Raw genomic sequence first — 14,409 nt, 5'->3', positions numbered from 1 at the left:
GCACGCCGTGGCGGGCGGGGCCGCATACGATGGCCGGTGATGAGCACTTACACGCGCCGCCAGTTGTCCGATGCCCCGTTCCTGGCCGCCGCCTCCGGGGCGGCACCGGCCCGGCGGCCGGTCTGGTTCATGCGGCAGGCCGGGCGGTCGCTGCCCGAGTACCGGGAACTGCGGGCAGGTATCGGGATGCTGCAGTCCTGCTTCGATCCGGAACTGGTCTGTGAGATCACAATGCAGCCGATCCGCCGGCACGGGGTGGACGCGGCGATCCTGTTCTCCGATATCGTCGTCCCGCTGAAAGCGGCCGGTATCGATCTCGATATCGTCCCCGGGGTGGGGCCGGTCGTCACCTCCCCGGTGCGGACCGCGGCCGATATCCAGGCGCTGCCCCGCCTGCGACCGGAGGAGGTCGGTGCCGTCACCGACGGGGTCCGTCTGCTGGTCGGCGAACTCGGGCAGACCCCGCTGATCGGATTCGCCGGCGCCCCTTTCACCCTGGCGTCCTACCTGGTCGAAGGTGGGCCCAGTAAGCATCATGAGCGCACCAAGGCGATGATGCACGGCGATCCGGCCTCCTGGCACGCGCTGCTCGGCGTGCTCACCGATATCACCATCGTATTCCTGCGCGCCCAGCTCGATGCCGGGGTGGATGCGATCCAGCTGTTCGACTCCTGGGCAGGTGCCCTGTCCCAGGCCGACTACCGCCGCTATGTCCTGCCCCATTCGGAACGGGTTTTCGCCGAAGTCGCCGACGCCGGGGTACCCCGGATCCACTTCGGTGTGGGCACGGGAGAACTGCTCGGCGCGATGGGCGAGGCCGGCGCCGATGTGATCGGTGTCGACTGGCGGGTACCGCTCACCGAGGCCGTCCGCCGCGTCGGTCCCGGAAAGGCTTTGCAGGGCAATCTCGACCCGTCCGTGCTGTTCGCGGGAGGGCCGGTCGTGGAGGCCGAGGCGCGGCGGATCGCCGACGAAGCGGACTCCGCGCTCGCGATGGGCGCCACGGGGCATATCTTCAACCTCGGCCACGGCGTGCTCCCCGATACCGACCCGGGGGTGCTGACGGCGCTGGTCGAGCTGGTCCACGAGCTGTAAGACCGCCGCTCGACCGACCGTTGCTGCGCACGTATCGGCGCCGGCGTGGCACCGCTCGTCGTTCCTCCACCGGTCCTATCGGGCTCGGCCGTGTACTTCACGTGATCGCGTAATCAGCAGTACCGAGCCCGGCAGCGATGTGCGGCGGCCGGCGCCCGCTCCACGGCGGATGCCGGCGGGATCGTGCTTCGGGGAACACTCCAGCAACACCCGGCGGGCCTGCCGGTCTGCGCTGTCCGTGCGCCCGGCTGGTCACGCCGTGGCGGGGCGCGCCGCCCGTCTACGACAACTCGGCGCCGGTCTCGATCTCGACGCGTGCCGCGCGCGGCCCCGTCCGCCGTGGGGAGCCGCATGGCCGGGTCGCCGGCCGCGTGCGCGGCCGCGTCGACAACTCCGCCTACCGAGTGACCTGCAGCGCGAAATCGACCGACCGCGGATCGGCCTCGGTCCACCGGCGGAACAGTTTCTTCCCGGCATGCGGTAGTCCGCCTCCAGTATCCCGAGGGCGTGCGGGTCGACGGCGCAGCAACGGTTACGGTCGGGGTATGAGAATCGCGGTGGTCGGTGGGGGAATCAGTGGGCTGGTCGCGGCGTACCGGCTGCGGCAGGCGCTGGGAGTTGCAGCGGACCTCACCGTGATCGAGGGGCGCGACCGGCTGGGCGGTGTGCTGCGGACGGGGTCGGTCGGTGGCGAACCGGTCGATCTGGGCGCGGAAGCGTTCGTGGGGCGGCGTCCGGAGGTTCCGGCATTGTTACGGGAGCTGGGGATCGCCGGCCAGCTGGTGCATCCGGCAGGGCTGCGGCCGCTGGTGTGGGCCGGTGGGCGGGCGCATCCGCTGCCCGAGCGGACGTTGATGGGGATCCCGTCCGGTCCCCACTCGGTTGCGGGACTTCTCGACGCGGATACGGTGGCGCGGATCGCCGATGAGCCCACCCGTGCCTTCGACTGGCGGCCCGGCGCCGATACCGATGTGTATTCCCTGGTGGCCGACCGGTTCGGCGCCCAAACCGTAGCGCGCAGTGTCGACCCCCTGCTCGGCGGCGTCTACGCGGGCACGGCCCGCTCCATCGGTCTCCGCGCGGCCCTGCCTGCGCTGGCCGCGGCCCTCGACCGGGGTGCCACCAGTCTCACCGCCGCGGTGTCGGCGACACTGCCGCCGCCGTCGGATGCCCCGGTATTCGGTGCGCTGCGCGACGGCTACGGGGTACTGATCCGGGCGCTGGCGGAACAGGCCGCGGCGACGACAGTCCGCGGTACCGGGGTCGACGCCCTGCACCGGATGCCCGGACGCTGGCGGGTGGATCCGGTCGGCGAGTTCGACGCCGTGGTCCTCGCGACCCCGGCGCCTGCGACCGCCCGATTGCTGACGGAGGTCGCCCCGGCGGCTGCGCGGGCGGCCGCTGGAATCGAACTGTCTTCGTCGGCGCTCGTCGTACTGGAGCTGCCGAAGGACACCGAGTTACCGCAGAACTCGGGGGTGCTGGTGGCGACGGGCGAACCGCTGCGGGCCAAGGCGTTCACGCTGTCGAGCCGGAAATGGCCGCATCTGGCGGCTCGTGACACCGCGGTGGTCCGGGTATCGTTCGGGCGCTTCGGCGACGACACCACGACCGCCCTCTCCGAGAGCGAACTCGTGGCCGCTGCCACCGCCGACCTCGCCACCGTGACCGGTGCCGCCATCACCCCGAATTCGGCGGTCGTCCAGCGTTGGCCCGGTGGACTCGCCCAATACGCTCCCGGCCACACCGAACGGGTCGCCGAAATCGACGCCGGGCTGGCGGGCCTCGACGATCTCGCAGTGACCGGTGCATATCTCAACGGTGTGGGCGTGCCGGCCTGCGTCGCCTCGGCCACCGCCGCTGCCCGCCGGATCGCCGCGGCGTGCGCTGATATGGCTTCCAGGAGTCGGTGACTGCGGACGTCGCCACCTCACCCGGTGGAATCCCGGCCCGCGCTCTGCAGGTGACCTGCGTGGAACCAGGCCGGTGCCCCCCGAAGGCGCTGTCACAGCCGGGCGACGCAGATTACCCACTCGGAGGCGGTCCGGTTCCGTTCAGGTGGCACGATAGGGGTATGGCGCGACTCGATTACCAGGCTCTCAACTCCACCATCCGCTATCTCATGTTCTCCGTGTACCAGGTGCGGCCGGGGGCGCTGGGTGAGGACCGGGCGGCGGCAATCAAGGAGGCCCGCGCGTTCTTCGACGGTCTCGCGGATCGGGATGTGGTGGTTCGTGGTCTCTACGACGTGGCCGGTATGCGCGCGGACGCCGATTTCATGGTCTGGACCCATGCCGAGCGGATCGAGGATCTGCAGGCCGCTTACGCGGATTTCCGCCGGACCACCGAACTCGGCCGGGCCGCCACCCCGGTGTGGAGCAATGTGGCGTTGCATCGCCCGGCGGAGTTCAACAAGAGCCATGTGCCGGCGTTCCTGGCGGGGGAGGATCCGGGGAATTACATCTGCGTGTACCCGTTCGTCCGGTCGTACGAGTGGTACCTGCTGCCCGACGAGGAACGCCGCAAGATGCTGGCCGATCACGGTAAGGAAGCACGCGGATACGCCGATGTCCGGGCCAATACCGTCGCCTCGTTCGCCCTCGGCGACTACGAGTGGATCCTCGCTTTCGAGGCGCCGGAACTGCACCGGATCGTCGATCTGATGCGGGATCTGCGGGCTACCGAGGCCCGTATGCACGTCCGGGAGGAGACTCCGTTCTTCACCGGCCCGCGAGTCGAGATCGAGCAACTCGTCGCCGCGCTGCCCTGACGGCCGATTCCGACCGCCCGGTAGGGCCCCGAAAAATGGGGGCATGTAAACCGGGCGGTCGTTACGTAACGTACCGATCGGCAAACGGGGAGCTCACTCCGCTGAGCTGGTCGAGGGGTGCAGCCGCAGCGAGATCGAGTTGATGCAATACCGCTTGTCGGTGGGTGTCGGATATCCCTCGCCCTCGAAGACGTGTCCGAGGTGGCTGTGGCAGTTGGCGCACAGCACTTCGACACGCCGCATCCCGAGCGAATCGTCGGCGCGCAAGAGCACCGCATCCGAATCCGCCGGATCGAAGAACGACGGCCAGCCGCAATGCGATTCGAACTTCTCGGAACTACGGAAGAGTTCGGCACCGCAGGCCCGGCAGCTATACACCCCTTCGGCTGTGGTGTCGGTGTATTCGCCGGTGAACGGCCGCTCGGTGCCGGCTTCCCGGAGCACGGCGTACTCCATCGGATCCAGCTTGGCCCGCCACTGCTGGGGGGTCAGCTGGATTTTCGGGGCGGGCAGGGAGGTATCGGTGGCGTCCGCGTCGGAACTCATGCCTCCACGCTAATACTCTCCCGCCGCCGCGTCTCGTACCGGTTCAGCCGCCCACGCTCTGGGGTTCGGCGAGCCGGGACGCAACCGGCACCGGATCGGCAGGCCGGGTGCCGGGCTGTTCGCCCCGGCCGCCGGGCACCGCGGGTGCATCGGTGGTCTCCCGGGAATCGGGTGCGGTGGCCATCCACTCCGGGTCCAGATGTGGTAGCCGGCCGGCCCGGCGGGCGGCCAGGTACCGATCACCGAGGACACAGAACACCACGATCAGCAGCAGCCCCCAGCCGAAGGTGATCCGCAGGTACTCGAGGTTGCGCCCGATATCGGGCCAGCGGTCCGACAGCCATTTGTCGTAGGACATGAACCCGAATACCGCCAGCCAGGCCGGCCAGTTGCGCAGTACCGAATTGCGCAGCACCACCGACATCAGGAACGGGAACAGCAGCATCGAGTAGTACATCTGCCCGAGCGACAGGAGCAAGAACTCGGCGGTGAGCAGCAGACCCGCAGCGGTCGTGACGAAGAACAACTCGTCGTTGCGGTAGTACCGGTACAGGATCCACAGCGCGATCAGCACCAGTACCGCCATGGTGCCCCGGATGCCCCACATCAACCACGGCGGCAACCCGTAGTACTCGGCATTGCCGGGGATCGAGCTGTTGAAGTAGTCGCGGGTCTCCATGAGGTACGGGGTGGTCCGGGAGAAGAATGCCTCCGGATCCTTGGACAGCGGCCAGGCAATGCCGGTGAGCGCGATGGGCACTGCCACCGCCGTGGCGACCAATGTCCACTGTTTGCGCACCAGAGCTATCAACAGCAGGGGCGCCAGGGTCGGTTTGACCGCCATACTCAAGCCGAGTATCACCCCGGCCCAGAGATCGCGTCTTTGTAGCAGCAGGATCAGGAACAGCATCTCGGCGAGGAGCAGGCATCCGTTGACATTGGTGAACACCAGGGTGTTGATCACCGTCTCGGACATGAACATTGCCAGCAGCAGCGCCGGTGCGGCGATCGACCGCAGCGTGTAGTTGAACAGTTTGAGCAGCAGATACCAGGCGATGAGGATCGCGACCGCATTGAGCAGGATGAACAGCCAGCGCGACTTCTCGTAGTCGATCACCGCGATCGGTGCGATCAGCAGGGTGCCGCTGGGCGGGTACAGGTAGTGCGGGTCGACCGAATCGAAATTCGCCGTGTAGACCTCACGCCCGTTCAGGAAGTCCAGCGAGGCCTGGTAGACCGGCTTGTAGTCGTCGGTGACGAAACCGTTGACAGCCTTGATGAACACCCGGTTGAGCACGGTCATGATTGCCAGCGGCCAGAGCGCGAACCGGATCACGTCGGCGGTGGTTCGAGCGGTGCGGGGCTCGAGCTGTCGAAGGAACACCACGGCACGGTACACCGGACGGTGCCGTGGTGTTGCCGGGACCCACCCTCGACGCGCCGGTCAGACGTACATCGGGCCCGCCGGGCGAACGGTTGTCAGGCCGGGCAGGCGGTTCCGTCGCCCGGGAGTTCGCCATCCTTCAGGTACTCGACGACAGCGGTCTGCGCGCAACCGGAATGGGCGCTGACCGGATGACCCCAGCCCTGCCAGATCATGGTCGAGTGCCGGGCGCCGGCGGCGCCGAGCGCACCGGTCACCGAGGCCTGGGCGGCGCCGGTGACCGGGTCGCCGGCACCGGACAGCACCAATACCGGCAGCTCCAGTTCCTCCAGCGCGGGCGGCGCCTCGGTCACCGGCCACGCCGAGCAGACCAGCATCGACACTGCAGCCGACCGCCCGAACGCGGGATACTTCTCGGCCCAGATCGCAGACAGATCGGTCACCTGGGGGGCGGGCGGCGGCTGCGGCATATCGGTGCAGCTGTTGACGAATTGGCCGTCCCCGGCGGTGGCGGTCTCCTGCCGGTCGATGATCGCCTGCAGCGGGCCCCGGTCACCCCGGTCCGCCGCGGACAGCGCATCGGCGAGTTCGGCGACCCGGCTCGACTGGTCGGCGCGCGGGCTGCCGAGGAAACCGGTCACCGCGGTACGGACCGCGTTTGCCGAAATGTCGCCGAGCTGTCCGGCGGCGGCCTTGCCGACCAGTTCGGTCACCTTCGCCCGCGGGTCGGGGCCGAGCGAACAGGCGATCCCGGCGCACTGTTGGGCGAACGCGCTCAGGGCCGCTTCCGCACCCTGCACCGCAGTTTCGGTGCGGGTGACCGCGTCCACGCCGACCGGCGTGGGGGAGTCGAGGACCAGCCGGGCGAGCCGATCACCGTATTTGCGCCCGTACTCGAGGCCGACCTGGGCGCCGCTGCCCGTGCCGAGAAGCGCGATACGTTCGACATCCCATTCCCGGCGCAGTTGCTCGATATCGTCGGCGGCATGGGCGGCATCGAAGGTGCCGTCATAGGGCTGCAGGAAATCCCGGCACGCGATCGTCCCGTTCCGGGACATGTCGACCATGGCGGCCACCGGGTCGCCCCCCGGCGCGAATTGCGCGTTGTCCTGCAGACCGGAACGGATCTCGTCGGGCAGGCAGTCGATCGCCTGAGAGCTTCCGATCCCGCGGCGGTCCACCGCGACCACAGGCTGTGCGGCCAGCAGCGCACCGGCGGGCCCGGTGACCATGCCTGCGAGGGTTGCGCTGGACGAGCGGTCCACTCCGGAGGTCAGGACCAGCGGAGGTGCGTCGGCTGGGGTCTGCGGGAGGCGTGCGCGCAACGCACCGGCACGGAAATTGCCGCGTACCGTCCCCGCGGTGTCGATCGGGGTGGAGAAATCCGCGCATTCCAGCACCAGGCCGGTGGGCCCCGGGCCCAGGCCGAGCTCGTCGAACGTCTCCCGGGTGCAGTCGCGCCAGGCCAGCTCGTTCTTCGGAACCTCTGCCGCGGGCGGCGGCGGAACCTCGGCCGAAGGGGCGGAATCGCCTGGTACCGGCGGACGTTCGACGGCGACATGCGGACGGTCCGAGGGTCCGGCGCCGCAGCCGGCGATCATGATCAAGAGTGCCGAGGCCGGCACCACTGCCCGAGTCCAGCGCATGCGTTACAGCCTGCCAGGTCCGCTCCGGGTGCGCCTGCGCGGGACACCACCGGCGTGCGCGACTCTGCCGGAGTCTCGCCCGTGCCGTGCCGGCCGGCGTGTGTATGCAGGCGCAACATGTCGTGCCCGCGTGCAGCCGGCATATCCCGCCCGCGTGCAGCCCGGCCTGCCTGGACCTGCCGGTGGTGCCCGGCGGCATCGCGTGGGGATGCCGGGTGTATTCGATCTCCATGGCTCGCATGGAGTCTCCCGCCGGGCCAGCGGTTCCGGGGTCAGGCCCGAATCCAGCGGGTGAGCACCGTTCCGTCGGTATCGAACAGCACATGCGCCGGGGTCATCCGGCGGGCGAATTCCTCATGCGATACGGCGATTCGCCGCGCCCCGCCGCCGATGAGCAGCGGTGCGGTGGTCAGGCAGAGTTCGTCGACAGCACCTGCTCCGGCCAGCGCACCGAACAACTGCGGCCCACCCTCGCACAGGACGCGCCGTAGCCCGCGGGCGGCGAGCGCGGCCGGCAGGGCATGCGGCTCGATGAGACGGTCCCCGACCTCGAGCACCTCCGCGCCCGCGTCCGTGAGCGCCCGCTTCCAGGCCGATGGTGCGGCGGCGGTGGTCAGGATCAGCGTCGGGGTGACGGCGGTGGTGATCACCCGGTGCGCCGGGTCCAGCGCGGCCGAGGCAGTGACGATCGCGATCGGCGGCGGGGTGCCGTCCGGATGGCCGCCCGCGCCCCGGACGTACAGATCGCGGCGGAAGTGCGGGTCGGTCTGGGCACCGCCGTAGTTCTCGGCGCGGACGGTCCCCGCGCCGACGAGCACTACTTCGGCGAGTTCGCGCAGTAGATGGAACACTCGCTTGTCGGCCGGTGTCCCGAGGAATTCCGAGACCCCGCCCGTGCCCGTCACCGCACCGTCGATACTGGCCACGAAATTGACGCGTAGCCAACTCCGTTCCGGTTCGGCCGGATAGGCGTACAAATCGGCCAGGGCCTCGTTGTCGAGGTCTGTGAGCTGGATCGCATCGGGACTACGCTGCATAACAACAGCTCATATCATGTCATTAGGCTGCATTCATGCAAGAACGCCTCGTCGACCGCCGCCCGGAGGTCCCCGCCGACCAGTTGGTCGCCCAGATGGTGCCCCCGCCCATGTTCGACGAGGTCGGTTTCGACACCTACATTCCCGACCCCGGCGAGCCGAGCCAGGCCGCGGCGGTGGCCGCGGGGCGCGCATTCGCCGGCAAGGTCGCCGCCATCCACAAGGCATCGCACAAGAAATCGCTGTTCGGCAAGAAGAAGCCGAGCCAGGGTGCGGGCCTGTACCTCGACGGCGGATTCGGTGTCGGCAAAACCCACCTGCTGGCCTCGATCTTCCACAGCGCCCCGGCGCCGAAATCGTTCGGGACCTTCGGCGAGCTCACCAATCTCGTGGGCGCGCTCGGCTTCACCAACGCCGTGGCGCGGCTGTCGGCCAACAGTGTCCTGTGCATCGACGAGTTCGAACTGGACGATCCCGGCGATACGATGCTGGTGTCGCGGCTGCTCACCGAACTTTCCGCGGCCGGGGTCTCCATCGCGGCCACGTCCAACACCCTGCCCGGGCAGCTCGGGGAAGGCCGCTTCGCCGCCCAGGATTTCCTGCGCGAGATCAAGAAACTGGGCTCGATCTTCGAAGCTGTCCGGGTGGACGGCCCCGACTACCGTCACCGCGATCTCCCGCCCGCTCCCGAACCGAGCAGTCCGGAACAACTGGCGGATCGCGCGGTGGCGACCCCCGGCGCGACGCTCGACGATTTCGATGCCCTGCTGCGGCATCTCAGCACCCTGCATCCGTCCAAGTACGGCGCCCTCATCGACGGGGTGCCCACGGTGCTGATCTCCGGCGTGCATCCGGTGACCGACCAGGCCGTCGCACTGCGCCTGGTGGTGCTGGCCGACCGGCTCTACGACGCCGGTACGCCCGTCACCGTCTCCGGGGCGAAACTCGATGAGATCTTCTCCCAGGAGATGCTCGACGGCGGGTACCGCAAGAAGTATCTGCGTGCGATCTCCCGGCTGCTGGCACTGTCCCGGTTCGAAGTCGCGGCCTGACGCGCGGCGCCACGCCGTTTCGCGGTTGACCTGGTGGCCCACGGTTGGTTTGCTGAACCGGGCGCCCTCGGGGGATGCCGTCGAATATCGAGGGGAGTTCGGCCATGATCGATCGTTGTGCGCGCGTACCGGCCGTGGTACTCGCGGGCCTGCTGGTTGCGTTCGGTTCCGCGACGGCGGTGGGCTTCGCCGATCCGCCGCCCGCCGCCGAAGTGCTCCAGGCGGACCGGTCGCTGCATCTGACCGGTGCCCCGAACGCCCGTGACATCGGCGGCTACCGCACTGCCGACGGCCGGACGGTGCGTACCGGAATCGCCTTCCGCGCCGATCAGCTCACCGATCTCACCCCGGCAGACCTCGCCGAACTGACCCGGTTGGGCGTCCGGGAGGTCGCCGATCTGCGCACGGTGTACGAGCGCGCCCTCGCCCCCGACCGGATTCCGGCGGGCGCCCAGGCCAACTGGTACGACGTGATCGGCGCCGCCCCGCTGCCGGAGCTCATGTCCACCCTGGCCGGCGGGGCCGATCTGTACCGGGCCTTCATCACCGCTCCGGGCGCGAACCAGGCGGTGGCAGCCGTCTTGCGGGATATCGTCGAGACCGGCCGTGATCCCCAGGGCGGAGCGGTTCTGTTCCACTGCACCGCGGGCAAGGACCGCACCGGCTGGGTGGCGGCGGTGCTGCTCACCGTTCTCGGCGTGGACCGCGATACCGTCACCGCGGATTTCCTGCTGTCGAATCACTACCGCCATGCCGCGCCCGGTGACGGGCTGGCCGGGGTCGAGCAGGAATGGCTCGATTCGGCGTTCGACCAGGTTCAGCGCAGCTACGGCAGTTTCGATCGCTATGTCAGCGAGGGCCTCGGATTGAGCACCGCCGAGATCGACGCGCTGAAAACGCACATGCTCGACTGATACCGCTGCGGTCAGAACGTCAGGCGCAACACGTAATCGTGGTATACCCGGCGGCCGACAGTGAAGGTTTTGGTGCCCACCTGCTCGAAGCCGTACTTGGCGTAGAAACGTTGGGCGCGCAGGTTGTGCTGGTTCACGCCGAGCCAGACACCGGCGTAGTCCGCACCGCGGGCACGTTCCAGCGCCGCCCGCATGAGCGCGGCCGACACCCCCGTGCCGTGGTGACCCGGCAGGACATACAGCTTGCTGATCTCCAGTGCCGGGTCGGGCCCTATCGCCGCTGCCACCTCGGGGTCGTCCGGCGTGCCCCCGTTCAGGATGGTGTACCCCACGATCTCGGCGTCGGCGACCGCTTTGAGTACGGTCCGTGCCGGATCGGACAGGTATTCACCGAAACGTTCGCCGGACAGCACGTCCGCGACGAATACGCCGATATCGTTGGGATCGGTACCTGGTGGGCAGGCGAGCGGGAAGGTCGCAGCAGCGACATCGCTGAGTGCTTCGGCATCCCACAGTCCTGCCCGGTCCACGGTGACAGTGGTCATAGTTCAATGAGACCACAGCGACCCGGTGAAATGCATGTGCGCAGGTCGCCCCACCGCAGCCGGTCATGCCGGTAACTGCCGATGCCGGTCGCGCCGCCTCCTCCCGACCTGCGGCGATGGCCGAAATGCGATCTCCGGCTTTGCTGCCGGACGCATCCGACGTAATCTCTCGCCCATGAGGAGCGGGAACCGCATCGCAATCGTCGGTGCGGGTATCGCGGGTCTGGTCTGCGCGAAGGTCCTGACTGAGGATGGGTTCGCGGTCGAAGTGTTCGATCGCGAACCCGATATCGGCGGCGTGTGGAGCGAGACTCGCCGTTACCCGGGCTTGCGGGCGCAGAGCACCAAGAACACTTACCACTTCTCCGACCATCCGATGCCCGCCGACTACCCACGGGTGCTCGACGGCGCACGGATGCAGGAGTACCTGTCGAGCTACGTACGTGCCTTCGGCCTGACCGATCGGTTGCGTCTGCGCACCGAAGTGGTGGCCGCGGATCCGGTCGAGGGCGGCTGGCTGCTCGAGATACGCGACGCCGACGGGGTACATCGCGCTTCCTGCGATCACCTGATCATCGCCAACGGTGTGTTCAGCGAACCCGAGATTCCGGACTTCGCGGGCGCGACCGCCTTCGCTCGTGCGGGCGGTCAGCTCGGCCATTCCACCCAGTTCCTCGATGTGGAGGCCGTGCGCGACAGGGCGGTGGTCGTGGTCGGCTACGGCGCCGCGGCCGCGGATCTGGCCACCGAGATCAGCAAGGTCGCCGCGGATACGACGATGGTGGCGCGTCGGCTGCTGTGGAAGATGCCGCGCCGTCTCGCCGCCGGCATCGACGCGGAGCGGATCCTGCTCACCCGCACCGGTGCCGCGCATTTCGGTCACCCCGAACCCGGCCGGATCGAACGCCTGCTGCACGGACCCGCACGTTCCTTCCGGGAGAGCAACCTCGATCTGATCGAAGCGCTGGTGGCGCAGCGCTCCGGCGCCGCCGAACTCGGGCTCGTTCCGGACGGCCGGTTCGAACAGGCCTATGACGCCGCGTTCGGTCTCGCCACGGAGGGTTTCGCCGAACAGGTAACCCAGGGACGTCTCACCGTGCGCGGCCAGACCAAGGTGATCGCGCTCGGCGGCGGACCGGCCGGGCCGTTCGCCGAACTGTCCGACGGGCAGCGAATCCGGGCCGATATCGTCGTCTGCGCCACCGGCTTCCAGCAGCGCGTCCCGTTCCTGACGCCCTACGTACAGCGGCAGCTCACCGACGACGACGGTAACTTCCGGTTGTACCGGCAGATCCTGCCGCTGGATGTACCGCATCTGACCTTCGCCGGTTACAACACCTCGCTGCTCAGTGCGGTGAGCACGGAGATCGGTGCGCACTGGACCTCGGCCCTGCTCACCGGGAACCTGGCGCTGCCGCCGGTCGAGACCATGAGCGAACGCATCGACACCCGGTTGCGCTGGCTGGACCAGCACACCGGCGGGCGCCACGCCCACGGCACGATCACACCGGACGCGATCCGCGATATCGACGAACTACTGGGCGATATCGGGGTCCGGTTGCCGTTCGGCGCGCGCACCGCACAGTGGCTGCGCCCGGTGCGGGCGGGTGACTACCGGGTGGTGTCGCGCCGCAAACGCGGGCCCGGCATGCAGGCGACCGCGCCCGCTGCCGCGGAACCGGCGGTGGCTCATCCCGCCACCGCCCCACGTGCGGTCGCCGCACAGGCTGCTCCGCACGGTCCCGCCGAAAACCCTGGCATGCCCTCCGGGGAGCCTCGGCCCGATGTGGCCGCGCCACTGCCGGCCGGAGCGCAAACCCCACAGCCCCAGGTCCCCGCAGCTGCCGCCGAATCACCGACAGTCCGGATCCCGGAGGCGGTCGCCGCGAGCGCGGTCCGGACGACCACCTTGCCGGCCGTGGACCCCACCGCCCGCACCCGGCCGGTTCCCCAGGTCGGCCAGCCCACCACCGCCGGCGGGGCCCGGCCGATACCCGCACCCTCCCAGTTCGTCCCGGCGACACCCGTACCCGCGGTAGTGCCGCGGCCTTCGGCCGTAGTCCCTCGGCCCCAGTCGATAGCGCCTCAGCCTTCCCCCGCGGCGTCCCGGACTCCGGCGGTGGCGCCTCGTTCCACACCCACGGCGCCGTCCGCAGCTGCCCGGCAGGCCGCTGCAGAGGCCGAGCGCAGGGCAGCCGCCGAACAGCGCGCCGCCGGCATCGCCGCCCGCTCCAACAATCCGACGGTGCGGATCGATATGCGTACCGCGCAGTCCCTCGCCGAGGGGCCGGCCGCGGCGCAGCCCGAATCGGTGCCGGCTCCCGGCCCTGCCGGAACGCCGGACGCCGCGGCCCCGAAGCCGCAACCCGCGGAGCCCACCGACGGGTCGGATGGTCGGCCCGCCGACTCCGTCGGCCGCGAACCCGGTCGGCCGGAGACCACTTCCGGCGGTGAACAGTCCCTTCCAGAGCAGAACGCCGAATCCCGCAGCCCGTTATCCGGCTCGGCAGGGCAGCGCGCCGGCACCGCCTCGGAAACCACCGAACCAACGAGTGATATCCGCCCACAGGACGGAACGACCGAGGCCCGCGGATGGGTCGCACCCGGACCGGCAGGGGAGCGTGCGAACGACACTTCGCATCCGACGGGGCAAGAGGGGGCGGGGACAACTGGGCCGGCCGGGCCGGAGGCCGGGTTACCCGAGGCAGAACCACAGTCCGCACCTGAAACTGCCGAGGATTCCGACCCGGCCTCCCCAGTGATCACCTCGGCCACAGCGGACGTGGCTGCGGAAAACACGACGACGTCCGCCACGCGGCCGACGGGGACGCCCGCCGGCGATGCGGAGGAGTCTGCCGACGAGGCAGGGGGTAATGCTGCGATACCGCCGCCCGCGTCCGACGCTGCGGGTTCCGCATCGGCCGTGCAGATATCCGCATTCGCTTCCGGTACCACGCGGCCGTCCGGAGAGGAACTCGGTGCGGCCGAGCCGTCGGGTCGTTCCGCTCCGGGGGATACCGGTGTGGCCGATGCCGGTAGCGGATCCTCGGAGCAACCGATCGACTCGGCTGCCGCGGATACGGGGACAAACGCGTCCGCGCCGATCGCCGGCGATATCGGCTCGCCGGAAACGGCCGCCGAAACGGTAGCTCCGGATCCCGGTGGGCAGTCGAACGAGACCGCAGCCGACGCAAGCGGGTCCGGAACCGAGGCCACGGCGCAGGCCGTCGCCGGCCCCGCAGTGGATACGTCCGGGACCGCTTCAGCGCCCGCCGGATCAGCAGCGTCCGCCGAGAAGACCGAGTCGACCGCGCCGGCCGAACCTGCGGGGCCCGGCACGAACTCCGCGGAGCCGAAATCCGGGGACGCGGCGGATACGGCCGCGCCGTCCCCGGGCACCGGCCCGCGAACCTGACCCGC

At 69.5% G+C, this 14,409-nt stretch carries 11 protein-coding genes; 6 read left to right on the top strand and 5 right to left on the bottom strand.

Annotated features, from left to right (window positions below):
* Nucleotides 1-39: 39 nt before the first annotated feature.
* From hemE to hemQ, 3 genes are all read left to right on the top strand, one after another.
* A complete protein-coding gene (hemE, locus tag NFL01S_RS11515; protein ID WP_062974299.1) occupies nucleotides 40-1,095 on the top strand; it encodes a uroporphyrinogen decarboxylase in 1,056 nt (351 codons plus the stop codon).
* Nucleotides 1,096-1,640: 545 nt separating this feature from the next.
* Nucleotides 1,641-3,008 carry a protoporphyrinogen oxidase gene (locus NFL01S_RS11510; RefSeq protein ID WP_062974297.1) on the top strand — a complete coding sequence of 456 codons (1,368 nt, stop codon included), beginning with the start codon at nucleotides 1,641-1,643 and terminating at the stop codon, nucleotides 3,006-3,008.
* A gap of 161 nt (nucleotides 3,009-3,169) precedes the next feature.
* Nucleotides 3,170-3,865, top strand: coding sequence for a hydrogen peroxide-dependent heme synthase (gene hemQ / locus NFL01S_RS11505; RefSeq protein WP_062974295.1), 696 nt, complete (start codon nucleotides 3,170-3,172; stop codon nucleotides 3,863-3,865).
* A gap of 93 nt (nucleotides 3,866-3,958) precedes the next feature.
* On the opposite strand, the gene msrB is transcribed toward hemQ, so the two are convergent.
* The 4 genes from msrB to NFL01S_RS11485 all read right to left on the bottom strand — a co-directional run bounded on the left by msrB (nucleotide 3,959) and on the right by NFL01S_RS11485 (nucleotide 8,478).
* Entirely contained in the window at nucleotides 3,959-4,411 is a 453-nt protein-coding gene (gene msrB / locus NFL01S_RS11500; protein ID WP_084492599.1) for a peptide-methionine (R)-S-oxide reductase MsrB, read from the bottom strand.
* Nucleotides 4,412-4,454: 43 nt separating this feature from the next.
* Complete coding sequence (locus NFL01S_RS11495; protein WP_245670633.1) at nucleotides 4,455-5,795, bottom strand: glycosyltransferase family 87 protein; 1,341 nt, start codon at nucleotides 5,793-5,795, stop codon at nucleotides 4,455-4,457.
* Nucleotides 5,796-5,890: 95 nt separating this feature from the next.
* Nucleotides 5,891-7,441 carry an alpha/beta hydrolase gene (locus tag NFL01S_RS11490; protein WP_062974293.1) on the bottom strand — a complete coding sequence of 517 codons (1,551 nt, stop codon included), beginning with the start codon at nucleotides 7,439-7,441 and terminating at the stop codon, nucleotides 5,891-5,893.
* Between the two features lie 272 nt (nucleotides 7,442-7,713).
* Nucleotides 7,714-8,478 (bottom strand): pyrimidine reductase family protein, encoded by a 765-nt coding sequence (locus NFL01S_RS11485; RefSeq protein ID WP_062974291.1) that lies wholly within the window; start codon nucleotides 8,476-8,478, stop codon nucleotides 7,714-7,716.
* A 35-nt stretch (nucleotides 8,479-8,513) separates the two neighbouring features.
* Here NFL01S_RS11485 and zapE point away from each other — a divergent pair, with 35 nt between their 5' ends.
* A complete protein-coding gene (zapE, locus tag NFL01S_RS11480) occupies nucleotides 8,514-9,530 on the top strand; it encodes a cell division protein ZapE (protein WP_062974289.1) in 1,017 nt (338 codons plus the stop codon).
* A gap of 104 nt (nucleotides 9,531-9,634) precedes the next feature.
* Complete coding sequence (locus tag NFL01S_RS11475; protein WP_062974581.1) at nucleotides 9,635-10,444, top strand: tyrosine-protein phosphatase; 810 nt, start codon at nucleotides 9,635-9,637, stop codon at nucleotides 10,442-10,444.
* Between the two features lie 11 nt (nucleotides 10,445-10,455).
* On the opposite strand, the gene NFL01S_RS11470 is transcribed toward NFL01S_RS11475, so the two are convergent.
* The gene (locus NFL01S_RS11470) at nucleotides 10,456-10,989 is read right to left on the bottom strand and encodes a GNAT family N-acetyltransferase (RefSeq protein ID WP_062974287.1); all 534 of its coding nucleotides are present in this window, start codon (nucleotides 10,987-10,989) and stop codon (nucleotides 10,456-10,458) included.
* Nucleotides 10,990-11,164: 175 nt separating this feature from the next.
* Here NFL01S_RS11470 and NFL01S_RS36440 point away from each other — a divergent pair, with 175 nt between their 5' ends.
* The gene (locus NFL01S_RS36440) at nucleotides 11,165-14,404 is read left to right on the top strand and encodes an FAD-dependent oxidoreductase (RefSeq protein WP_062974285.1); all 3,240 of its coding nucleotides are present in this window, start codon (nucleotides 11,165-11,167) and stop codon (nucleotides 14,402-14,404) included.
* The last annotated feature ends 5 nt before the right edge of the window (nucleotides 14,405-14,409 follow it).

The sequence above is a fragment of the Nocardia flavorosea NBRC 108225 genome (assembly GCF_001613385.1).
Lineage (GTDB): Bacteria > Actinomycetota > Actinomycetes > Mycobacteriales > Mycobacteriaceae > Nocardia > Nocardia flavorosea.
The sequence above is the reverse complement of the archived record's forward strand: the minus strand, read 5'-3'. Positions and strand labels throughout refer to the sequence as shown.